This is a genomic window from Cupriavidus sp. a3 (assembly GCF_051015765.1).
In the GTDB taxonomy this organism is placed as follows: Bacteria; Pseudomonadota; Gammaproteobacteria; order Burkholderiales; family Burkholderiaceae; genus Cupriavidus; species Cupriavidus oxalaticus_A.
In genome coordinates this window covers 1,228,159-1,249,612 of sequence record NZ_CP170644.1, presented here as the reverse complement: position 1 = coordinate 1,249,612, position 21,454 = coordinate 1,228,159, and the positions used below count along the sequence as shown (strand labels likewise).

17 protein-coding genes are annotated in these 21,454 nt (G+C 70.2%); 7 read left to right on the top strand and 10 right to left on the bottom strand.

What is annotated here, in order from left to right:
- The first annotated feature begins 6 nt into the window (after positions 1-6).
- From ACAD63_RS27480 to ACAD63_RS27465, 4 genes are all read left to right on the top strand, one after another.
- Positions 7-2,328, top strand: coding sequence for an ATP-dependent DNA helicase (locus ACAD63_RS27480; RefSeq protein ID WP_434034049.1), 2,322 nt, complete (start codon positions 7-9; stop codon positions 2,326-2,328).
- A 145-nt stretch (positions 2,329-2,473) separates the two neighbouring features.
- Positions 2,474-2,797: a thioredoxin family protein gene (locus ACAD63_RS27475; RefSeq protein WP_133093187.1), complete on the top strand. Its 324-nt coding sequence runs from the start codon at positions 2,474-2,476 to the stop codon at positions 2,795-2,797.
- Positions 2,798-3,016: 219 nt separating this feature from the next.
- Positions 3,017-4,150: an HD-GYP domain-containing protein gene (locus ACAD63_RS27470; RefSeq protein WP_135702604.1), complete on the top strand. Its 1,134-nt coding sequence runs from the start codon at positions 3,017-3,019 to the stop codon at positions 4,148-4,150.
- A 5-nt stretch (positions 4,151-4,155) separates the two neighbouring features.
- Positions 4,156-8,001: a response regulator gene (locus ACAD63_RS27465; RefSeq protein WP_434034048.1), complete on the top strand. Its 3,846-nt coding sequence runs from the start codon at positions 4,156-4,158 to the stop codon at positions 7,999-8,001.
- Between the two features lie 16 nt (positions 8,002-8,017).
- On the opposite strand, the gene ACAD63_RS27460 is transcribed toward ACAD63_RS27465, so the two are convergent.
- The 7 genes from ACAD63_RS27460 to ACAD63_RS27430 form a co-directional block, all read right to left on the bottom strand.
- Positions 8,018-8,353 carry a cupin domain-containing protein gene (locus tag ACAD63_RS27460; RefSeq protein WP_133093184.1) on the bottom strand — a complete coding sequence of 112 codons (336 nt, stop codon included), beginning with the start codon at positions 8,351-8,353 and terminating at the stop codon, positions 8,018-8,020.
- Positions 8,354-8,475: 122 nt separating this feature from the next.
- A complete protein-coding gene (locus ACAD63_RS27455; protein ID WP_135702608.1) occupies positions 8,476-8,670 on the bottom strand; it encodes a hypothetical protein in 195 nt (64 codons plus the stop codon).
- Positions 8,671-8,774: 104 nt separating this feature from the next.
- On the bottom strand, positions 8,775-9,116 hold the full coding sequence (locus ACAD63_RS27450) for a hypothetical protein (protein WP_135702610.1): 342 nt from the start codon (positions 9,114-9,116) through the stop codon (positions 8,775-8,777).
- Between the two features lie 191 nt (positions 9,117-9,307).
- Positions 9,308-10,783, bottom strand: coding sequence for an efflux transporter outer membrane subunit (locus ACAD63_RS27445; RefSeq protein WP_434034047.1), 1,476 nt, complete (start codon positions 10,781-10,783; stop codon positions 9,308-9,310).
- Positions 10,780-11,670, bottom strand: coding sequence for an efflux RND transporter periplasmic adaptor subunit (locus ACAD63_RS27440; RefSeq protein ID WP_434034046.1), 891 nt, complete (start codon positions 11,668-11,670; stop codon positions 10,780-10,782). The genes ACAD63_RS27445 and ACAD63_RS27440 overlap by 4 nt, the downstream gene beginning before the upstream one ends.
- On the bottom strand, positions 11,667-11,885 hold the full coding sequence (locus tag ACAD63_RS27435) for a DUF1656 domain-containing protein (RefSeq protein ID WP_135702616.1): 219 nt from the start codon (positions 11,883-11,885) through the stop codon (positions 11,667-11,669). The genes ACAD63_RS27440 and ACAD63_RS27435 overlap by 4 nt, the downstream gene beginning before the upstream one ends.
- Before the next feature lie 28 nt (positions 11,886-11,913).
- Positions 11,914-13,896, bottom strand: coding sequence for an FUSC family protein (locus tag ACAD63_RS27430; RefSeq protein ID WP_434034045.1), 1,983 nt, complete (start codon positions 13,894-13,896; stop codon positions 11,914-11,916).
- Between the two features lie 204 nt (positions 13,897-14,100).
- Between ACAD63_RS27430 and ACAD63_RS27425 the strand changes: the two genes are divergently transcribed.
- A complete protein-coding gene (locus tag ACAD63_RS27425; RefSeq protein WP_135702620.1) occupies positions 14,101-15,006 on the top strand; it encodes a LysR family transcriptional regulator in 906 nt (301 codons plus the stop codon).
- A gap of 28 nt (positions 15,007-15,034) precedes the next feature.
- Here the strand turns inward: ACAD63_RS27425 and ACAD63_RS27420 are convergent, their stop codons facing one another.
- The 3 genes from ACAD63_RS27420 to ACAD63_RS27410 form a co-directional block, all read right to left on the bottom strand.
- Positions 15,035-15,595 carry a hypothetical protein gene (locus tag ACAD63_RS27420; protein ID WP_135702622.1) on the bottom strand — a complete coding sequence of 187 codons (561 nt, stop codon included), beginning with the start codon at positions 15,593-15,595 and terminating at the stop codon, positions 15,035-15,037.
- A 148-nt stretch (positions 15,596-15,743) separates the two neighbouring features.
- Positions 15,744-18,086: a cytochrome P450/oxidoreductase gene (locus tag ACAD63_RS27415; protein WP_434034044.1), complete on the bottom strand. Its 2,343-nt coding sequence runs from the start codon at positions 18,084-18,086 to the stop codon at positions 15,744-15,746.
- Positions 18,087-18,150: 64 nt separating this feature from the next.
- Positions 18,151-19,149 (bottom strand): Bug family tripartite tricarboxylate transporter substrate binding protein, encoded by a 999-nt coding sequence (locus ACAD63_RS27410; RefSeq protein WP_434034043.1) that lies wholly within the window; start codon positions 19,147-19,149, stop codon positions 18,151-18,153.
- Between the two features lie 144 nt (positions 19,150-19,293).
- On the opposite strand from ACAD63_RS27410, the gene ACAD63_RS27405 reads away from it, so the two are divergent.
- Complete coding sequence (locus ACAD63_RS27405) at positions 19,294-20,145, top strand: IclR family transcriptional regulator (protein WP_133093174.1); 852 nt, start codon at positions 19,294-19,296, stop codon at positions 20,143-20,145.
- 101 nt (positions 20,146-20,246) lie between these two features.
- Positions 20,247-21,431, top strand: coding sequence for a class C beta-lactamase (ampC, locus tag ACAD63_RS27400; RefSeq protein WP_434034042.1), 1,185 nt, complete (start codon positions 20,247-20,249; stop codon positions 21,429-21,431).
- Positions 21,432-21,454 lie beyond the last annotated feature (23 nt).

The window sequence follows — 21,454 nt, the reverse complement described above, 5'->3', positions numbered from 1 at the left end:
ACCCCAGTGTCCGTCGATACACCCGCCGCCCCCGTTCCGGTCCCAGCCCCAGAGCAGGCCCCTGCCTACGTCGTCGCCGTGCGCGCGTTGTGCGATTTCACCGCCAAGGCGGGCGACCTCGACCTGCGCTTCGTGCCGACGCCAACCGCGCAGGAGGGCGTCGCCGGCCATGCGCTGGTGACCGGCAGGCGCGGACCGGGCTACCAGGCGGAAGTGCCGCTGTTCGCGGATTTCGGCCCCTTGCATGTCCGCGGCCGGGCCGATGGTTATGATCCGGACGCCAACCGCCTGGAAGAAATCAAGACCGTGCGCGGCGAGGCCGCCGTGCCGGACAACCACCGCCACCTGCACTGGGCGCAGGCAAAGATCTATGGCTGCCTGATGTGCCGCAAGCTCGGGCTACCCGGGATCGACGTGGCCGTGGTCTATTTCGACATCGTGGGGCAGCGCGAGCACCCGGTGGTGCAGCACTTCAGCGCGGACGATCTCGATGCGTTCTTCGTCCAGACCTGCGAACGCTTTTTGCAATGGGCACAAGCCGAACTGGCACACCGGCAGGCCCGCGATGCTGCGCTGACACAGCTGGCCTTCCCGTATCCGGCATTCCGCACCGGCCAGCGCGAGCTGGCGCAGGCCGTCTACAACGCCAACCGCGCCGGGCGCACCCTGCTGGCCCAGGCGCCGACCGGCATCGGCAAGTCGATCGGCACGCTGTTCCCGCTGCTCAAGGCGATGCCGGGGCAGGCTATCGACAAGGCGTTCTTCCTGTCGGCGCGCTCCACCGGCCGCGGCGTCGCCTTGCACGCGGCGCAGGCGCTGCGCAGCCACGGCGCGCAGCCGCTGCGGGTGATCGAACTGGTGGCGCGCGACAAGGCCTGCGAGCATCCGGAACTGGCCTGCCACGGCGAATCCTGCCCACTTGCGCGCGGCTTCTATGATCGCCTGCCCGCCGCGCGCGAAGCCGCCCGCGAGGTGCCGGTGCGCGACCGTGCCGCTGTGCGCACGCTGGCGCTGGCGCATGGCATCTGCCCCTACTACCTGGCCCAGGAACTGGTGCGCTGGAGCGATGTGGTGGTGGCGGACTACAACTATTACTTCGACCGCAGCGCGCTGCTGTACGCGCTGACCGTCGCCAACGGCTGGCGCGCGGGCATGCTGGTCGACGAGGCGCACAACCTGGTCGAGCGCGGCCGCGCCATGTACACCGCCGAGCTGGATCCGCAGGCGCTGCGCGACGCCCGGCGCGGCGCGCCCGCGGCGGTGGCCAGGCCGCTGGCCCGGCTGGCGCGACACTGGGGCGCACTGGCGCGGCAAGCCGACGTTGCCTATGAGGTCTTGCCGGAAGTGCCCGCGCCCCTGCTGCGCGCGCTCGATGATTGCTGCGCGGCAGTGCTGGCGCACATGACCGAGCAGCCCGCGTCGGTCGACCCGGCGTTGCAGCGGTTCTATTTCGATGCCTTGCATTTCGGCCGGCTGGCGGAGCAGCTCGATGCGAATTCGCTGTTCGATATCCAGCGGCCAACCGCCGCCGCAAAGGCCGGACGCGGCAACCATGCGCTCCTGTGCCTGCGCAATGTCATCCCTGCGTCGTTCCTGCGGCCGCGCTTTGCCGCGGCCCATTCCGTCACGCTGTTCTCGGCCACGCTGGACCCGGCCGCCTACTACCTCGATACGCTGGGTTTGCCCGCCGACTGCGCGCGCGTGGCGGTGCCGTCGCCGTTCAGCGCGGAACAACTGTCGGTACGCATCGCCAGCCGGATTTCGACCCGCTATGCGCGGCGCGGCCAGTCGCTGCCGGCCATTGCCGCGCTGATGGCGGACCAGTTCCGCGCGCGCCGCGGCAACTACCTCGCGTTCTTCAGCAGCCACGAATACCTGCAGCAGGCCGTGTCGAACTTCACGCAGGCGCATCCCGACATTCCGCACTGGGTCCAGTCGCGCGGCATGGACGAAGCGGCGCAGGCCGCTTTCCTGTCAGCCTTTGTCGCGGGTGGCGCAGGCATCGGCTTTGCGGTGCTGGGCGGCGCCTTTGCCGAGGGCGTGGACCTGCCCGGCGAGCGCCTGATCGGCGCCTTCGTCGCCACGCTGGGGCTGCCGCAGTTCAACGCCGTCAACGAGCAGTTCCGAGCGCGCATGCAGGCGGCCTTCGGCCAGGGCTACGACTATGCCTATCTCTATCCGGGCTTGCGCAAGGTGGTGCAGGCCGCGGGCAGGGTGATCCGCACGCAGCAGGACGAAGGCGTGGTCTACCTGATCGACGACCGCTTTGCCGCGCCGGAGGTGCGCCGGCTGCTGCCGGAATGGTGGCAAATCGGCCCGGCGGCGTAGAAATTACACGGCGCGCGGGCTTGGCCTGGCCCTTGCCGACCGCTTGCCGGCCTTGCCGGGGCGGTGCGGATCTGGCACGAATCCGGCAGCAATGCGACCATGCGTGCCGACCGCAAACCGTCGTCATCGAATCAAGGACCCGACCATGCCCATGACCCAGCATTACGCGGCCACCGAGCCGCCCCGTACCGAAGTGGATGCGCTGAACGGCGGCACCGTGCTCGAATTCGGCGCTCCATGGTGCGGCTACTGCCAGCGCGCGCAACCGGCGCTCGCCGAAGCGTTCGCCGTGCATCCCGCGCTGCGCCATATCAAGGTCGAGGACGGCAGCGGACGCCCGCTCGGCCGCTCGTTCCGCATCAAGCTGTGGCCGACTCTGGTGTTCCTGCGCGACGGGCAGGAAGTGGCCAGGCTGGTAAGGCCGACCGAGGCGGATCCGATCCGGGAGGCCATGCGGCGCATCAGTTGATCAGTTCGGGTGGCTAATACTTAATATTGCGGCAATTTTCTGCCAGCGCAGGGCGCTCAACCCTGCTTTGGGAGGGGACAAGCCGGAGCATTTCTGCCGTTTGTGCAGAAGTCGCCTCCGCGCAATGGCCCTGCTGGCTGTGCGGGGCGGCCAGCCCGGCAACGGCCCGCGCGCCCGGCGCGCACGAAACAAGACGGTCTCAACCGCCAATTTCGACAGATGAGCGCCCTAAGCACCGACCGGCGGCCGACAGTCCTGGTCGTCGACGACGTTCCCGAAAACATTGCGGCCATGGTCGCGCTGCTGCAGGACCCATACCGCGTCAAGGTGGCGACCCGGGCGGCCACCGCGCTGCAACTGGCGCGCGAAGCGCCACCCGACCTGATCCTGATGGATGTGTCGATGCCTGGCATGGACGGCTACGAGGCATGCCGCCAGCTCAAGGCCGATGCGCGCACCGCGTGCGTGCCGGTGATCTTCCTGACCGCACGGGCCGAGGCCCATGACGAGGCGCTCGGCTTCGAGGTCGGCGCGGTCGACTACATTATGAAGCCGGTCAGCGCGCCGGTGGCGCGCGCGCGCATTGCCAGCCAGCTGGCGCTCAAGCAGGCGCACGATTTCCTGCGCGACCGCTCGGCCTGGCTCGAGGCCGAGGTGCAGCGCCGCACGCGCGAGATCGAGCAGATCGAGGACGCCACCATCATCGCGCTGGCGGCGCTGGCCGAGACCCGCGATAACGAGACCGGCAACCATATCCGCCGCACCCAGCACTATGTGCGCGCACTGGCGCGCAAGCTGCAGCACGAGCCGCATTTCGCCGGCAGGCTCGACGACAAGGCCATCGACCTGATGTTCAAGTCCGCGCCGCTGCACGATATCGGCAAGGTCGGCATCCCCGACCGCATCCTGCTCAAGCCCGGCAAGCTCACCGCGGAAGAATTCGAGGTCATGAAGACCCATACCACGCTGGGCCGCGATGCCATTGCCGATGCCGAGGCGCAGTGCGGCACCACCAGCTCCTTCCTGCGCTACGCGCGCGAGATCGCGCATCACCACCACGAGAAATGGGACGGCAGCGGCTATCCCGACGGCCTGGCCGGCGAAGCGATCCCGCTGTCGGCGCGGCTGATGGCGGTAGCCGATGTCTATGACGCGCTGATCTCGCGCCGCGTCTACAAGCCCGCGTTTGCGCACGATGACGCGGTGCGCATCATCGGCGAGGGCCGCGGCCGCCATTTCGACCCGCGCGTGATCGACGCCTTCCTGGCGATCACCGGCGAGTTCCATGCGATCGCGCTGGAATATGCCGATCCGTCCGGCGCCGAGCCGGTGCCGGCCCCCGCGCAGGGCTGACCGGCATGCCATCGCTGCGCATGGCACTGCGCCGCCGCGCCGGCGTGCGGCCGTTCGGCCCGCTGCTCGCCTATGCCGCGCTGCTGGCGGTGGCGGTATGGCTGCTCGCGCTCGGTGCAGCGTCGGTGGTGCGCGAGAACGAGCAGGCCAGCGTGGGCGCGCGCCTGGGCGCCACCGTCAACACCACCGCGCGGCTGCTGGAGGTCTGGGCGGGCGAGCAGCGCCGCCGCGCCGTGTCGATCGCCGCAATGGACCACACCGTGCGGCTGGCGCTGCCGCTGCTGGCCAGCCATGGCGGCGCCACCCCGGCGCAGGCTGCCGAATTTGCCCGCTGGATCGCGCCGCTGATGCGTTCGCACGGCTATATCGGCTTTGCGCTGGTGAACGCGGACGACCGCATCGTGGCCTCCGAACTGGCCGACCGCACCGGCCAGCTGCTGTTGCCCGAGTCCGCCCGCACCGCGCAGCGTGCGCGCCACGACGGCGCCGCGGTGTCCGCGCCGTATCCCGGCCCGCAGCCGATCCCCAATGCCAGCGGTCGTGCCGGCGTCCCGACATTCCAGGTGGTATGCGCGCGGCTGTCGGATCTTGCCGGACAGGATGCCAGGCGCGCGGCCGGCACCCTGTGCCTGCGCATCGACCCGCATGTGGTCATGCTGCAGATCGTCATGGCGGCGCGCTATGGCCGCAGCGGCGACCTGTACATGATCGACGGCCAGGGCCGCCTGGTGTCCCCCGCGCGCTTCGATGAAGAACTGGCCGCGCAGGGGCTGCTGGCGCCCGGCATGGCGTCGATGTTCCATACCGTGGCGCGGATTCCCGCGGCTGACGGCAACGGCACCTACCGCCTGCCGCCGGGAGCGCCGCTGACCCGGCTGGCGCAGCAGGTGCTGTCGCACCAGACCCTGCAGCTTGCCTTCGGCTACCGCGACTACCGCGGCCGGCGCGTGGCCGGCGCCGGGCTGTGGGTGCCGGCGCTGGCGAGCGGGCTGATCGTCGAGCAGGACATGGAGGAGGCCTTCCATTCGTACTTGTCGACCCGCACCGTGGTCATCGGCATGGCACTGGCGATCCTCCTGCTGATCGGCCTGGCGGCGTGGGCGCTGCGCCGCGGCCAGCTGCGCCTGGCGCACAGCGAGGAGCGGCTGCGCGCCATGCTCGACCATTCGCCCGCCATCATGCACCTGAAGGACCGCAACCACGCCTTCCTGGCGCTGAACCCGGCCACGCAGGCATTGATCGGACAGCCCGAGCGCGCGGCGCTAGGCCGCACCGACCGCGAATTGCCGGCGATGCCCGATGGCACGCAGGAGCGCTGGGATATCGAAGAGCGGGTGATGGCGAGCGGGCAGGCGGAGGAACACATCTACACGATGCAGGCGGCGGAGGGCGCGCGCGAACTGCAGGTGATGCGCTTCCCGGTGCGCAATCCGGCCACCAACGAAGTGGTCGGCGTGGGTTCGGTCGGCATCGACATCACCAGCCAGGTGCGGGCGCATCGCGAGCTGAAGGAGCTGTCGCAGACGCTGGAGCACAAGGTGTCCGAGCGCACCCGCGAACTTGCCATCGCCAACGCCGAGCTGGCCGAGGCCAAGCACGCCGCGGAATCGGCGGCGCAGGCCAAGGCCAGCTTCCTGGCCAACATGAGCCATGAGATCCGCACGCCGATGAACGCGGTGATCGGCATGGCCCATCTGGCGCTGGGCACGCAGCTCGATCCCAGGCAGCGCGACTATGTCGGGAAGATCGAGCGCTCGGGCCAGCACCTGCTTGGCATCCTCAACGACATCCTCGACCTGTCCAAGATCGAGGCCGGCAAGCTGGAAGTGGAAGAGATCGACTTCTCGCTGGAGCGCGTGCTGCGCACCGTTGGCGACCTCGTGTCGGAGCGGGCCGCGGCAAAGCAGCTCGAGCTGATCGTCGAGGTCGCCCCCGACGTGCCCGACGCGCTGCGCGGCGATCCGCTGCGCATCCGCCAGGTGCTGATCAATTTCACCACCAACGCGGTCAAGTTCACCGAGCGCGGCGAGATCGTGGTGCGCGTGGTGCGCGTGGCGCCCTGTGCCGGCGTCGGCGACAGCAACGGCGACGGCAACCCGCCGCAGGTGCGGCTGCATTTCGCGGTGCGCGACACCGGCGTCGGCATCGCGCCCGCGGCGATCGGGCGGTTGTTCCGGAACTTCGAGCAGGCCGACAGCTCGACCACGCGCCGTTACGGCGGCAGCGGCCTGGGCCTGGCGATCAGCCAGCGGCTGGTGCATCTGATGGGGGGCACGCTGGGCGCGGACAGCACGCCTGGCGAGGGCAGCACGTTCTGGTTCGAGCTGTCGCTGCGGCCGGGCAGCCAGCGCGCCCCGGCGCTGCTGGTGCGGCCAGAACTGGCCGGACGCCGCCTGCTGGTGGTCGACGACCACGGCTACGCGCGCCAGGTCATCGCCGCGATGCTGCGCCGCTTCGGCTTCCGCGCCGACCAGGCCGCCTCGGGCGAAGCGGCGCTGGCGGCGATCCAGGCCGCGGATGCCGAGGGCGATCCTTACCACGCCGCCTTTATCGACTGGCGCATGCCCGGCCTGGACGGCATCGAGACCGCGCGCCGGCTGGCCAGGCTGGCGCTGCGCGGGCCGCGCCCGCGGCCGCTGATGGTGACGGCCAACGGCAGCGAGGCGGGGTTGCGCGCCGGCGAGCAGGGCGGCTTCGACGCGCTGCTGCTCAAGCCGGTCAGCCCGTCGGTGCTGTTCGATGCCACGCTGCGGGTGCTCGCCGCCGAACCCGGCATGCCGCCGCGGGCCGAGCCGGAGCGCGCGGCGCCCGGCCCGGGCTGGTCGCTGCCGCAGCGGCGCGTGCTGCTGGTCGAGGACAACGAAATCAATCGCGAGGTCGCGGTACACCTGCTGCAGCAGGCCGGCATTACGCCGGACACCGCCGGCAACGGGCGGGCCGCACTCGAGCGGCTGGCCACGCATGCGTATGACCTGGTGCTGATGGACATGCAGATGCCGGTGATGGACGGCGTCGAGGCCACGCGGCGAATTCGCGCCGATGCGCGGCTTGCCGCGCTGCCGGTGGTCGCCATGACTGCCAACGCCTTGCCCGAGGACCGCGAACGCTGCCTGGCGGCCGGCATGGACGACCATATCGCCAAGCCGATCAGCCCGCCGGTGTTCTTTGCCACCGTGCATCGCTGGCTGACCCGCGACGGCGAGGTGCCGGCCGTGGCGCCGAAGTGGCCGGCATGGCTTGGCGCGCTCGCCGCGACGGGTGTGCTGGATATCGGGGATGCGCTCGAGCGCGCCGGCGGGCAGCCGGAGACTTACCGGGGTCTGCTGGCGCGGCTGCGCGACCGATACGCCGATGCCGGCACGCAGCTCACGAAGCTCACGCATGGCCATACCGGCGAAGCCGCGCAGCTTGTGCACGAGCTGGCCGGCATGGCGGGCAACCTGGGCGCGATGGCAGTGTCGCGCGCCGCCGCGGCGTTGGAAAGCACGCTGCGCGACGGCGGCGGTGATGAGGGCGGCGTCGCGCTGCAGGCTGCCGCGTTGCAAGCGGCGATGTCGGATCTCCTGGCGGCACTGCGCCTGCACCTGCCGGATGTAACGCCTGCGCCGCCATCCACGGTCCAGCCTTCCGCCGGATCCGCTGCGCGGGCGCTGATCCGGCTGCGGCGGCAGCTGCGCGAAGGCGCCAGCGAAGCCGGATCGACCCTCGCCGCGCAGCGCGCCGCACTGGACGCGGTGGTGCCTGCCGGCATGCTGGCCGAACTGGAAGGCGCGATCGGAGCGTACGACTACGCCACTGCGCTCGCGATCCTCGACGACGTGCTGCCCGTCACGGCATCTGGCCAGGGCTGATACCCGGCCCAGGCCGTCAGCGGCCGGCCGGCAGCACCATCGTCACCAGCACCGATGCATCGGTGTCGGCGGTCAGGTCATAGCGCACGCACGGGCCGACGTAGAGCAGGTCGCCCTGGCGCAGTCCGCGTTCGGCGCCGTCCACGCGCAGGCGGACTTCGCCTTCCAGGCACTGCACCGTCATCGGGCCGTCCACCGCATGGGGCGGCACATGCTTGCCCGCCTTCAGCACCAGCCGCATCACTTCAAGCGGGCCTTCCTTGAACAGGGCTTGGGTGACAGTCTGGTCCAGGCGCGTGCCCAGGGGCAGCACGCTGGCGATCTGTCCGGAAGCTAGGTGAGGGAGGGACATGCGCGGCTCCTCGCTGAAGTGGGGTCGTGGGGTCGTGTGCTATGTGCGTTGTCAGGCGCTGCTGGCTTTTGCCGCCAGCACGCCTTTCCAATCTAGCACCGGAGCGCGCGCCTCAGTAGCGTTCAGCGTGCCGCAGTCGGCGAAGCCGGGGCCGCCGATGCGGGCGCCGCGTGGGCGTTTTGTGCGCACGGAATCGCATGGCGGGCGCGTGCTTCGGCGCGGGCGCGCTCGATCACGGACCAGTCCGGGCCCGCGCTGGCGGGCAGGGATGCGGCAAGGGCGCCAAGGGCGAGCATGGCGATCAGGATGGCTTTCATGGGGATGTCGTCGAAGCGAGTGGGAGGCTTGGGGGGCTGGCCGAAAAGGTCCTTCCGGCCAGCAGTGCCGCCACGGCGAGCGCCGCGGCGGACGGAAGCAAGTTTCAGGCGGCGTGTGCCGGCGGCGCCGAGACGCCGGTGCGGTCCATGCCCGCCAGGTCCATGCCGGCGGCCGGCTGGTTGGCGCCGTCGGTGAACGGGTCGCGCCTGCCGTTGACATGCGCGCCGTCGGTGAACGGATCGCGCTTGCCGTTGACGTGCGCACCCTCGGTGAAGGGATCGCGCTTGCCGTTGTGCTGCAGGTTGTAGCCGTAGCGGGCGGCTTCGTCGGTGCCGTGGTCGCTCAGGCCTTGCGCTGCGGCCGGGCCGCAGGCGAGCATGCCGGCGCCGAGGGCGGCGATGGAGAGTGTCGTGGCAAGGAGGGCTTTGAGATCGTTGTTATGCATGTCTGCTGTGTCTTGGGTAAGGGGACGGCACGGTTTACGCAGCTTGCTGCGGTCCGTGCGGGGTGGGCGGATCTGCCTGCCCGCACGCCGTCCGTTTCGCCTTGTGGGCGGTGCGGGCGCGCAACGCGCGGGGCACGGGACGAAGTGTAGTCACGCCGATCCATTCCGGTGATGATTTAAAAGGACAAAAGTCAGTCGCTTTTTTCATCGTTATGCGAAGCGCCTTCCGACGGTCCTGGCGAGGCTTTGCGGCCGGCCTGCCAGCCGCCGCCCAACGCGAGGAACAGGTCCACCTGGCGGTATGACACCTGTGCTTCGGCCGCGGCCAGCGCGGCCTCGGCATCGGCCAGCGCCAGCTCGGCGTCGAGGCGGTCGAGGAAGGGGATGCGCCCGGCCTGCTGCAGCCGCACCTGCTGGCGCGCGGCTTCGCCGGCCTGCTCGCGCGCGGCATGCAGCGCCTCGCGCCGCTCCAGCGCGCGGATATAGGCGGACAGCGCCGTCTCCGTTTCCTGCAGCGCGCGCAGCACTGTGCCGTCGAAGCGGGCCAGCGCGGCGTCGGCGGCCGCCTCATGGCCGTGGATGCGGTGGCGCACGCCGTTGGTCGGCAGCGACCAGCTCAGCAGCGGACCCAGGCTCCAGCGCGCCGTCGGGCCGCTGCCGAGGTCGCTGAGCACGCCGGTCAGGCCGGCGCTGGCGCCGATGCGGATCGACGGATACAGGTCCGCGTTGGCGACGCCGATGCGCGCGGTCGCCGCGGCCAGTTCGCGCTCGGCCTGGCGGATATCGGGACGGCGCCGCAGCAGCGCGGCACCGTCGCCTACTGGCAGCGGCGCGTGCAGTTCCGGCTCGGCATGGCACTCGACCTCGTCCGGCGCCAGCGCCGACGGCGCCTTGCCCAGCAGCAGCGCCAGGCGGTGATGTGCGGCGGCGCGCTCCGCCGCGAAGGCCGGCAAGGCGGCGCGCAGCGCTTCGGTGCGGGCGCGTTCGCGTGCCACGTGGGGCGGCTGCGCGCGGCCGGCGGCGACCAGCCGGCGGGTAGCGTCCAGTGTTCGCTCCTGCACCGCAAGCTGCTGCGTGGCCACGGCCAGTTCATGAGTGGCGGCGCAACCCTGCACGTAGGCGCGCACGGTCTGCGCGGCAACGCTGACGCGCACCAGGTCGAGGGTGGCTTCGCTGGCTTCGGCGCTGGCGAGCGCGGCCTCGTCGGCACGCGCCAGCTTGCCGAAGAAATCGACCATGTAAGACACGCCGAAGCCGAAATCGCCCAGGTTGAACACCGGCGGCTTGACCGTCTGCAGGAAGCTCTGGGCCGACAGCTGCGCGCGCGCCACGCTGGCGTCGACGCCGCCTTGCGGCAGGTTCTCGGACTCGACTTCATGCAGCAGCGCCACCGCGCGCCGCAGGTTGGCCGAGGCGGCGCGGATGTCGGTGTTGGCCGCCAGCGCCTGCCGCACCAGTTGGTCGAGCCGCGCGTCGTCATAGAGGCGCCACCAGTCGTCCGGGACCGGGCCGATGTCGACGCCATGCGCATTGGCGCCCAGCAGCGCGCCGTTGGCCTGTGGCGCCTTGATTGCGGCGTGCTCCGGCACACGGTAGTCCGGGCCTACCGTGGTGCAGGCGCACAGGCACGCGGCCGCGCACGCCAGCCAGCGACGGCGCGCGCTCATGATCGCGCCGCCGCCTGGCGCCGGGGTTCGCGCACCGACACCGTCGCGGTGCGGCCCGACACCAGCCGGACGTCGGCCGGAACGTCTTCCAGCACGATCCGCACGGGCACGCGCTGCGCCAGCCGCACCCAGTTGAAGGTCGGGTTGACGTTGGGCAGCAGGTTCGAGCCGGCACTGCGGTCGCGGTCCTCGATGCCGGCGGCGATGCTCTGCACATGCCCGCGCAGGTGCCGCGGCTCGCCCATGATATGGACGTCCACCGGGCTGCCGATATGGATGCGGTGCAGCTTGGTTTCCTCGAAATACCCTTCCACATGGAACGACGCCGCGTCGACCATCGACAGCACCGGGCGGCCGGTGGAGACGTAGTCGCCCAGCCGCGGCAGGCGGTCGTTGAGGTAGCCGGCCACCGGGCTGCGCACGCTGGTGCGCTCAAGGTTCAGCCGCGCCAGCCGCACCGTGGCCTCGGCCTGCGCCAGCGCGGCCTCGCCTTGCTCCACGCGGGCGCGGCCCTGTTCGGCGACTTCGCCCGCCACCAGCCCGTCGAGCGCCCGGTTGCGCGTGGCTTCGCGCCGCGCCTGGGCCAGCGTCGCGCGCAGCGTGGCGGCGGTGGCCAGCGACTGCTGCAGCGCCAGCGCGTAGCGGTCGCGGTCGATCTCGAACAGCACCTCGCCGCGCTGCACGTACTGGTTGTCGCGCACCAGCACGCGCGTGACCAGCCCGGAAACGTCGGGCGCGACCTGGACGATATCGGCGCGCACATGGCCGTCGCGGGTCCACGGGGCGGCCGTGTAGTAGTCCCACAGGTGGCGCAGCACCAGCACGGCGGCCAGCACGGCCAGCAGCGTCGGCAGCAAGGGAAGCAGGGGGCGGAGTCGGAGTTTCATGACGGCAGTCCCGGCACCGCGGCGAAGACTGCCGCCACGGCGCCCAGGACGATCACATAGAGGGAAAGGTTGAACAGCGAGCGGTGCCAGATATGCCGGTAGCAGCCCAGCGACGCCAGCGCCATGCGGATCGCGGTGGCGACGGCGAAGGCCAGCACCATCAGCACCAGCACGCCTGGCACGAACACGCCATAGAGATCGATTTCACTGAGCATCGGGGAGCGGCAAGAGCGATGAGTGGGATCAGGCTGCGCGCGCCGGCGGGCACGCGGGCTGCAGCGTTACCTGCAGCACCACCAGCGCGCCCAGCGCGCCCAGCGCACCGCTGTCCTGGCGCGGCAGCGCGGCGATGGCATCGGCGACCCAGCGCTGCAGCGCCGCCGGCGCCGCCACGGCATGGCCGCTGCGCAGCCGTGACCGGTAATGCCGCGCGACTGCCGCCAGCACCCGGCGCACCGGCTTGCGTGCCGCAAGCGGGAGGTTCGGCAGCGCCTTGTGCAGCGCCAGCGCGCAATAGCCGACCTGCAGCGCATGGAAGCCGTCGGCAGAGAGCGGGTCGCCAGCGACCCCCAGGCGCGGCACCAGCTGGCCGAGCCGGTCGAGCATGCGTGCGCCGAGCCCTGCGTCGCCATCAGCCGCGCGCAGCGTGGCCGCCCGCGCCAGGTCCTGCCAGCTCGCGCGCACCAGCCGGTGCGCTGCCGCGCGCGCGCCGAACGGGCGCACCGCCATCGCCCACAGCGGTGCGAACAGCATCGAGGCGGCACTCGCCAGGCAGGCATTGAAGGTGCCGAGGAAATCCGCGTCGAAGACTGCCTGCACATTGGCGAACGAGGCGGTGTTGACCGACAGCAGCATCGCGATCAGCTGGAAGCCCGGCCGCGCCACCAGCAGGCCGATGCCGAGGTAGGGCAGCGCCAGCATCGCCGCCAGCACCTCGAAGGTATGCGCGTGCGGGACCACCACGAAGAGGTAGCCCGAGGCCACCAGCAGGCACACCAGGCTCCAGCGCAGGAAGGGTGCAGCCATGCGGCGCGGTTCGTCGATGGCGGCAAAGAAGCAGCACGCGATCGACGCCACCGCCACCGCGCCGGCGCCGTCTTCCCAGCCCGAGAAAATCCACAGCAATCCGGCACAGAACACCGCCAGCCCGCTGGACGCGGCGCCGAACAGCAGCATGCCGTGGTCATGGTGACGGCCGGTACTATCTGGTGCCGGCTGGCTGCCGGCGGACAGCGCCTCGGGGCCGCGTTCGCCGATGCCACGTTGCAGCGCCAGGCATTCCGCGTACAACGCGCACAGGCGTTGCAACTGGTCGACGGCGGTCGTGGCGAGCCGCGCCGGCCAGTCTTCGTCCGCGCCGTACAGGCGCCAGTCGCTGTGCAGCGGCGGAGCCGGCTGCGCGGCACCGCTGTCCAGCCAGGCGGCGGTCGCATCCAGTGCCTGCCGCAGCGTCGCCGGCAGGCCGCCGGGCAGGCCGCGCAGCGCCTGCAGCACGCTTTCCAGCGACGACAGCAACGGCATCAGCATGGTCATGCGCTGGCGCAGCGCGCGCGCATGGCGCAGCGTGCGGCTGCCTTCGGTGTCATAGGCGAGCTGGGCGATCAGCTGGTCCAGCGCCAGGATGTCGCTGGCAAGCCGATGGCGGCCGTCGTCGGCGCCGGGGCTGCCGCGCAGGATCGCCGCGGCCCAGCCGCTGGCGTCGGCAAGCCAGCTCTGCGCACGCTGGCGCAGCGCGGGGGCTACCTTGGCCGGGAATACGATCGATCCGACCAGCCCGGCGCAGGCAATACCGATCACGATCTCCTCGAGGCGCGCCACGGCAATATCGAAGATCGCCGCCGGCTGGCTGACCGCCGGCAGTGCCACGATCGGCAGCGTGTACGCCGCCAGCAGGAACACATAGCTGCGCGGCGAGCGCTGCAGCAGCGACAGGTACACCAGCACGGTGATCCACAGTGCGATCGCCCCCATCAGCACGATCGGCATGTTGACCAGCTGCGGCACCGTCGCGACCGCGGCCGTCGCGCCGAGCACCGTGCCGGCGACGCGGTACGCTGCCTTGGAGCGGGTCGCGCCGGTCAGCGGATGCGAGACGAAATACACCGTGGCCATGGCCCAGTACGGACGCGGCAGGCCCAGCGACAGGGCGATATAGAGCGCCAGCATCGCGGCGGCGAATGCCTTCAGCGAGAACAGCCACTGTCGTGCATTCGGCCAGCTAGCCATGGAACAGGGTCTTGAAGACAAGGAGTTTGGGGGCGCGCAGCGCCGCCTGCCACTCCACGCTTCATGGCGGCGCAGTCGGGCAGGGGCGATGTGTGGAAGCGAAGTGTAGCCAAACCCTTGGCATTCCATTCATGATTTAATATTGGCTTCACCATTCGCTTTGTTCATGGATGCGGTGCCGCCACGGTCCAGCCTCAGATCCACATGCCTATCGATATCCGCGCGCTGCGCTATTTCGTCGAGACCGCGCGCCTGCACAGCTTCACGCAGGCGGCGGGTTCGCTGTTCGTCACCCAGTCGACCATCAGCAAGATGGTGAAGCAGCTCGAGGACGAGGTCGGGCAGCCGCTGCTGATCCGCGAAGGCAAGAGCGTGCGCCTGACCGACGTGGGGCGCGTGGTCTACGAACGCGGGCAGGAAGCGCTCGGCGTGGTCCACCGGCTGACGCTGGAGGTGGCCGACCTGTCATCGCTGGGCCGCGGACAGCTGACGGTCGGCATCCCGCCGATGGTCAACCTGTTTTTTTCGCCGGCGGTCAGCGCGTTCCGGCAGCGCTATCCCAACCTGCAGCTGACGCTGGACGAGCACGGCGGGCAGGTGGTCGAGCAACTGGTCGCCAGCGGCGAACTGGAGGTCGGCGCCACGGTGCTGCCCGGAGACAGCGGCCTCGCGCTGGAGACAAGGCAGTTCGGCCGGCACCCGATCTGGGCGGTCGGGCCGCGCAAGGCGAAGTGGGCGCGCGGGCGCACGGTCACGCTGGGCGCGCTGCGCGACGAGCCGCTGGTGATGCTGACCGACGACTTTTCGCTGACGCGCAAGCTCAAACAGGCCTTTGTGGAAGCGCGCATCGAGCCGCGCATCGTGGCGCGCAGCGGCCACTGGGATTTCCTGGCGTCGATGGCGGCGGCAGGACTTGGCACCACCTTCCTGCCGCAGCCGCTCGCCGAGCGGCTGCAGGGCCAGGACACGCTCGCCATGGCGCGCCTGACTGAACCGGCGATGGACTGGACCATGGCGCACATCTGGTCGCCGGGACGCTACCTGTCGCACGCGGCGCGCGCGTGGCTGGCGGTCTGCGATGAAGTCCTCGGGGAAGGAGGAAAGCGGTAGCGGCGCCAGTGTGTGCCTCAGTGCGCGCCTATTTGCGCCGGCACTGGTCCGGCGCGATATTCAGCCGCACCAGCGACTGCCGCCCCGCGGTGTAGTGGTACAGCAGCGTCACGCCAAGCTTGCCCAGCACCGGCACGTCCGGATTGCGGCAGATACCGCGCTCAAGGATCGGCTTGGCCGATGCCATGTATTCGCGCGTGCCGTCGCGCGTGGCATCCACGCCCGACACCTTGAGCTGGAACTCGACGATCTTGCCAGGCCGGGTCACGCAGCCCTCGAAGCGCGTGGTGTCGTCCAGGTCCAGCGGGCCGGCGCGCATCAGCTCCTGGCAGGCCATCCGCAATTCGCGGTCGGCATTGCCGGCCGTCAGCCGCGTGACGCCGGTCATGCCGGTCGGCTTGCCGCGCACGGTGCCGAGCAGCAGGGTGGCGAGGCCGGAAAGCTGCTGGCCCTCCACCGGCGGCGCTGCCGGCGCGGCGGTGGCGGCCAGGGATGTGGCCAGGAATGTGGCCAACGCGGCGGCCACGGAAACAAGGACCGGCAGGGAGCGGTGGGGCGTCGCCGTCGAGGCGGCTGGGGTAAAGCGCATAAAGGGGCAGGGTGGGTTAGTTTTTTTGTAGCCTGCTACTTTAGCCCCTGCCCCCTGTTGCCGTTGTCAGGCATTGTCCTACGCGCCACGGCGTTGGCGTCGTGCGACGGGCTGTCGGAAGCACTTTGTGCCGATGCGGTCGCCGCCGTCACAGCTCCAGCACCAGCCGGCATCCGCCGGCCGCACGCGAGCAGCACGCCATCATCCGGTCGTTGGCATCGCGTTCGGTGCGGGTCAGGACCACGTCGCGGTGATCGACCTGGCCGGCCAGCACGCGCACTTCGCACGAGCCGCACAGGCCTTCCTCGCAATCGCTCTGCACGTCGATATTGGCGCCGCGCAGCGCCGCCAGCAGGGTCTGGCCGGCGGGCACCTCCATGACCAGTCCGGAGTCCTTCAGCTCGACGGTGAAAGGCTGTTCCTTCGACGCGTCCAGCGTGCCCAGCCGCGACACGAAATGCTCGACCCGCAGCGCGTCCTCCGGCCACGCCGCGCAGGCATCGGCGAGCGCATCGAGCAGCCGTTGCGGGCCGCAGGCGTAGACGTGGGTGCGCGGCTGCGGCGTGGCCAGCATGGCGGCGAAGTCGGCGCGGCGGCCTTCGTCGCCGGCGTAGACATGCAGGCGCTCGCCATGCAGGGCCTGCAGCGCGTCCAGCATCGCCATCGAGCCGCGCGAACGGCCGCAGTAATGGATCTCGTAATCGATGCCGAGCTGGCGCGCGCGGCGCGCCATCGCGCTGACCGGCGTGATGCCGATGCCGCCGGCGATGAAGATGGCGCGCGCGCAGCCCTCGTCGAAGCGGAAATGGTTGCGCGGGCCGCGGATGCGCAAGCGGTCGCCCGCCGTAACGCTGCCGTGCACCCAGGCCGAGCCGCCGCGGCTGTCGGGCTCGCGCAGCACGGCGATTTCCAGCGCGGCGGCATCGTCGGGGTCGCCGCACAGCGAATACTGACGCGACAGCCCGGTATCGCCACACTCCACGTCGATATGCGAGCCCGGTGCCCAGCGCGGCAGCGGCTTGCCGTCCGGCGCCGCCAGCCGCAGCCGTACCACGCCGGCGGCGGCGGGGGCGATGCTTTCCACCACCACGGTGCGCGCGCTGGTGTGCGCCGACGGCTCGCCGATGCGCACGGGCTGGCGCTGCGCCAGCAGCGCGGGGTCGCGGCGCTCCGGGTTCTGCGCCGGGTCCCATTCGACCAGCAGGTGCTCGGGGCCGCGGAACGACGTGTTGGGCACGTAGGTGAAGGACTGTTCCGCCAGCCGCATATGCGGAAGCCGGCGCGTCAGCTCTTCCAGGAAGATCTGCATCTCCATGCGCGCCAGGTTCTTGCCCATGCACTGGTGCGAGCCGTAGCCGAAGGTCAGCTGCTCGCTGGCGTTGTCGCGGCGGATGTCGAACAGGTCGGCATCGGCGAAGTGGCGCTCGTCATGGTTGGCCGAAGAGGTCACGATCAGCAGCTTGCTGCCGGTGGCCAGGCTGATGCCGCCTACCTCCGTATCGCGCGTGACCAGCCGGCGCCACGCCGCCACCGAGCCGTTGTGGCGCAGGCATTCTTCCACCGCGTTGGGGATCAGCGACGGATCCTCGCAGATCTCACGCCATGTGTCGGGATGCTGCAGCAGCAGCTTGATCGCGTTGGCCGAGGCATTGGCGGTGGTCTCGTGCGCGGCGACGATGCCGGCCATCATCATCGAATGCAGGTAGGAGTCGGTGACGACCTCGGGCAGTGCCTTCTGCTTGCGCAGGCCGTACTGCATCCAGCCCGGACCCGACGGGTCCTCGCGCATCTTGTCGAGGATGCGCCCCGCCAGCTGCCAGAAGTTGCCGACCGCATGCGCGACCGCGACCTGTTCTTCCGGCCGGGGCCGTCCCCACGTGTTGACGGTATGGGCAATGGAGTACTGGCGCAGCAGGTCCATGTCTTCTTCGGGCACGCCGAGGAAATGCAGTGCCACCGTCAGCGGCACTTCCCACAGCATCTGGTCGACCAGGTCGGCGCGGCCGTCGTCGATAAATTGGTCGACGTATTCGCGCGCCAGGCGCCGCACCATCGGCTCGTGATGCGCCAGCTCGGCAGGCGTGAACGGATCCATCAGCGCGCGCCGGCGCGGCATGTGGGCCGGCTCGTCCTCGTTGACCAGCGTGCGGTTCATGGCATAGCCGTACGAGGCCAGCACCGCGTTGGCTTCATCGCCGGTGGGCGTGATCTTCTCCAGCGCGATCGACGGGCTGAAGGTGATGTTGTCGCGGAAGATCGCCTTGATGTCGTCGTAGCGCGTGACCACCCAGTAGCCCAGTTTGGGGCTGTAGAACACCGGTTCTTGCTCGCGCGACCAGCGCACGTATTCGGGCGGATCCTGCTGGTAGCCGTCGCCGAACGGATCGAACTCAGCCGCCTTGTGGCTGACCGGGCAGCCATTGGGGGCGGTGAAGGCGGAATGGTCGACGGGACAGCCGCCGCGCGCGGTATCGGGGGAGGGGATGGCCATGCTGCGTACTCCTGCAAAAACATTGCCGTCCGGGCGGGCCGGACGGCCTCAAAACGATACCCGCTCAGTTGTCCAGCGTGATCTTCAGGTCGCGGATCAGCCTGGTCCAGCGTGCCGACTCGGTGCGCAGCAGTTCGCTGAACTGCGCCGGCGTATTGCCCACCGGCTCCACGCCGAAGTCCACCAGCCGCTTGTTCACCGCCGGCTCGCGGATCGCCGCGACCACGTCCTTGTTCAGCGTGTTGATGACCTCCGGCGGCGTGGCGGCCGGCACCACCATGCCGACCAGCGCGGCAGCTTCGACGCGCGGATAGCCCAGTTCGGCGAAGGTCGGCACGTCGGGCAGCTGCGGCAGCCGGGTGGCATTGGCCACTGCCAGCGGCCGCACCTTGCCGCCCTTGATAAAGCCGGCGCCGGCGGCGTAGTCCACCATCATCGCGGCGACCTGGCCGGCGGCCACGTCGGACAGCGCGGGCGCGGCGCCGCGGTACGGCGCGTGCGTCATCGGCAGGCCACCGGCTTCGACCTTCAGCAGTTCCATCGCCAGGTGGTGCGGGCTGCCGGCGCCGGCGGAGCCATAGTTGACGCCGCCTTGCGTGGACTTCGCCTGCGCGATGAATTCCCTGGCGCTTTTCACCGGGCTGTTGGCGCCGACCACCAGGATCATCGGGAAGCGGCCCAGCAGCGTGACCGGCGCGAGGTCCTTGCCCGGGTGGTAGGAAAGCGTCTTGTACAGGACCGGGTTGAACACCAGTGTGCCGTTGTCGGCGGACAGCACGGTATAGCCGTCTGCGGCCGAGCGCGCCGTCTCGGCCGCGCCGATCGCCGTGTTGCCGCCGGGCTTGTTGTCCACCACGACCGGCTGCCCGACCTTGGCCGACAGGCCCTGGCCGATGGTGCGCGCGAGGAAGTCGGAGCCGCCGCCGGCGGCGTACGGCACGATCCAGCGGATCGGCTTGGCCGGGTAGCTGTCGGCGGCGTGCGCCGGCAGCGTGGACAGCAGGGGCAGGACGAGCGCGCCGAAAGCGGCGATAGCCAGGCGCGGCAGCAGGGGGCGGGGCATGTGGTTGTCTCCGATGAATTTCTGTTTTGCGTAAATCTTATACGCATTGCGTAATCATTGAATGAGGGTTAACCTGCAAGCGACCGCCCTACCGCCGCCAGACGAGGCGTGGCCTAATCGCCTGCCTATGCCAACACCACTGCCATGCCCGCATCCCGCTCCAAGCCCGCCGCCCCCGAAACGCCTGCCGACGCCGCCTCGCCCCGCGCACGGGAGCGCCGCCAGCGCGTGCAGTCCGCTGTCACGGGCATGGCGGTGCTCAAGGGGCTGGCCAGACTGGGCGGGCGCGCCAGCCTGACCGCGCTGGCCGCGCATATCGACGAAAGCCCGGCCAAGGTGCATCGCTACCTGGTCAGCCTGCTGGAAGAGGGGCTGGTTGCGCAGGAATCCGGCACGCAGCAGTACCACCTGGGCTACGAGGCGCTGCAGATCGGCATGGCGGCGATGCGCCAGGCCGACCCGATCCGGCTGGCCGAAGCCTCGCTGGTGCGGCTGCGCGAGGCGCTGGAAGTGACGTGCTTTGTCGCGGTGATGGGCAACAAGGGCCCGACCATCATGCGTTTTGAAGAACCGGGCTTGCCGGTCACGGTGAACGTGCGCGCGGGGTCGGTGATGCCGCTGCTGTGGTCAGCCACCGGGCGCGTATTCCTGGGCCTGCTCGACGAAACCCGGGTGCAGGCGCAAGCGGCGGAAGAACTGGCAGAGGCTAGCCCGGCGCGGCTGGCATCGCTCGACCGGGACGATCCGATCGGCGCGCTGCGCCGCGCCGTGCAGGCCGACGACTGCGCCTGGGTGCGCGACACCAACCTGACCGGCATCAGCGCCGTGGCCGCGCCGGTACGCGACTACACCGGCCGCGTGTGCGCGGTGCTGACAGCGCTGGGCGCCACCGGCGGCTTCGATCCGTCGATCGACGGGCCGGTCGGCACCGCCGTGCGGCACGAGGCCCGCGTGGTCAGCGCCGCGCTCGGCTTCAACCCCGAAGCAGCGTCCTAACGTCCGGCTTAAGCGCCGGACCAGCCTGCGCGGCATTGTGCGGTCCGCGCTCAAACGCGTATATTCCTCGCGGATTGCCGACATTCCTGCCACTGCCTGACATGAAGACCCTTGCCCCCACGCGCCTTGCGGCGCTTGCCGCCGCCGGCCTCCTGTGCACGCCAGCCACGAACGCCGCCGACAAGGCCGACCTGCGCCAGCTCGAACGCGCCGTCAACGAGGCGATCGCGCCGATGATGAAGGCGCACAACGTGCCGGGCATGGCCATCGCGGTGACGGCCGGCGGCAAGCAGTACTTCTTCAACTATGGCGTGACGGCGAAGCGGGGCGGCAAGCCCGTCACCGAGTCGACCCTGTTCGAGATCGGCTCGGTCAGCAAGACCTTCACGGCGACGCTGGCGGGCTACGCGCAGGCGCGCGGTCTCATGTCGCTGTCGGATCCCGCCGGCAAGTACCTGCCTGCGCTTGCCGGCAGCGCGCTGGGCACGACCAGCCTGCTCGACCTTGGCACCTATGCGGCCGGCGGCCTGCCGCTGCAGTTTCCGGAGACGGTCAACAGCCCGCAGGCGATGACCGATTACTTCAAGGCCTGGCGACCGGCGTACGCGGCCGGTACCCACCGGCGTTACTCGAACCCCAGCATCGGCCTGTTCGGCTACCTCGCCGCGCGCAGCCTGGGCGAGCCGTTCGACGACCTGATGGAGAAGACCCTGTTTCCGGCGTTCGGCCTGAAGCGCACCTATATCCGGGTGCCGAAGCCGCTGATGGCGGACTACGCGTGGGGCTATACCAAGGACGACAAGCCGATGCGCGTGACGCCGGGCGTGCTGGATTCCGAGGCCTACGGCGTGAAGACCACGTCTGCCGACATGATCCGCTTCGTCGAGGCCAACATGGCGCCGGCGGGGCTTGACGGCAGCATGCTGCGCGCCATTGCCACCACGCGTACGGGCTACTTCAAGGTCGGCGGCATGGTGCAGGGGCTGGGATGGGAGATGTATGCCTATCCGACGCCGGTCAGCGCCATCCTGGCAGGCAGCTCGCCGCAGATGGTGTTCGAGGCCAACAAGGTCGACAGGCTGGAGCCGCCGCAGGCTCCGGGCGCCGATGTGCTCGTCAACAAGACCGGGTCGACCAACGGGTTTGGCGCATACGTCGTGTTCGTGCCGGCAAAGCGCATCGGACTGGTCATGCTCGGCAACAAGAACATGCCGGTGCCGGCGCGGGTGGAGGCCGCGTACCACATCCTGACAGTGCTGGACGGCGAGCTGGCAGCAAAGCGCTAGGGGAACGACCTCCAGTCGCGCAA

What these genes read in the sequence shown, in the direction of transcription:
- ACAD63_RS27460 (WP_133093184.1), bottom strand. Translation starts at nt 8,353, where the DNA reads ATGTCCCTCCCTCACCTAGCTTCCGGACAGATCGCCAGCGTGCTGCCC.
- ACAD63_RS27450 (WP_135702610.1), bottom strand. Translation starts at nt 9,116, where the DNA reads ATGCATAACAACGATCTCAAAGCCCTCCTTGCCACGACACTCTCCATC.
- ACAD63_RS27415 (WP_434034044.1), bottom strand. Translation starts at nt 18,086, where the DNA reads ATGGCCATCCCCTCCCCCGATACCGCGCGCGGCGGCTGTCCCGTCGAC.
- ACAD63_RS27470 (WP_135702604.1), top strand. Translation starts at nt 3,017, where the DNA reads ATGAGCGCCCTAAGCACCGACCGGCGGCCGACAGTCCTGGTCGTCGAC.
- ACAD63_RS27435 (WP_135702616.1), bottom strand. Translation starts at nt 11,885, where the DNA reads ATGCTCAGTGAAATCGATCTCTATGGCGTGTTCGTGCCAGGCGTGCTG.
- ACAD63_RS27475 (WP_133093187.1), top strand. Translation starts at nt 2,474, where the DNA reads ATGCCCATGACCCAGCATTACGCGGCCACCGAGCCGCCCCGTACCGAA.
- ACAD63_RS27410 (WP_434034043.1), bottom strand. Translation starts at nt 19,149, where the DNA reads ATGCCCCGCCCCCTGCTGCCGCGCCTGGCTATCGCCGCTTTCGGCGCG.
- ACAD63_RS27440 (WP_434034046.1), bottom strand. Translation starts at nt 11,670, where the DNA reads ATGAAACTCCGACTCCGCCCCCTGCTTCCCTTGCTGCCGACGCTGCTG.
- ACAD63_RS27430 (WP_434034045.1), bottom strand. Translation starts at nt 13,896, where the DNA reads ATGGCTAGCTGGCCGAATGCACGACAGTGGCTGTTCTCGCTGAAGGCA.
- ACAD63_RS27445 (WP_434034047.1), bottom strand. Translation starts at nt 10,783, where the DNA reads ATGAGCGCGCGCCGTCGCTGGCTGGCGTGCGCGGCCGCGTGCCTGTGC.
- ACAD63_RS27455 (WP_135702608.1), bottom strand. Translation starts at nt 8,670, where the DNA reads ATGAAAGCCATCCTGATCGCCATGCTCGCCCTTGGCGCCCTTGCCGCA.
- ACAD63_RS27465 (WP_434034048.1), top strand. Translation starts at nt 4,156, where the DNA reads ATGCCATCGCTGCGCATGGCACTGCGCCGCCGCGCCGGCGTGCGGCCG.
- ACAD63_RS27425 (WP_135702620.1), top strand. Translation starts at nt 14,101, where the DNA reads ATGCCTATCGATATCCGCGCGCTGCGCTATTTCGTCGAGACCGCGCGC.
- ampC (WP_434034042.1), top strand. Translation starts at nt 20,247, where the DNA reads ATGAAGACCCTTGCCCCCACGCGCCTTGCGGCGCTTGCCGCCGCCGGC.
- ACAD63_RS27420 (WP_135702622.1), bottom strand. Translation starts at nt 15,595, where the DNA reads ATGCGCTTTACCCCAGCCGCCTCGACGGCGACGCCCCACCGCTCCCTG.
- ACAD63_RS27405 (WP_133093174.1), top strand. Translation starts at nt 19,294, where the DNA reads ATGCCCGCATCCCGCTCCAAGCCCGCCGCCCCCGAAACGCCTGCCGAC.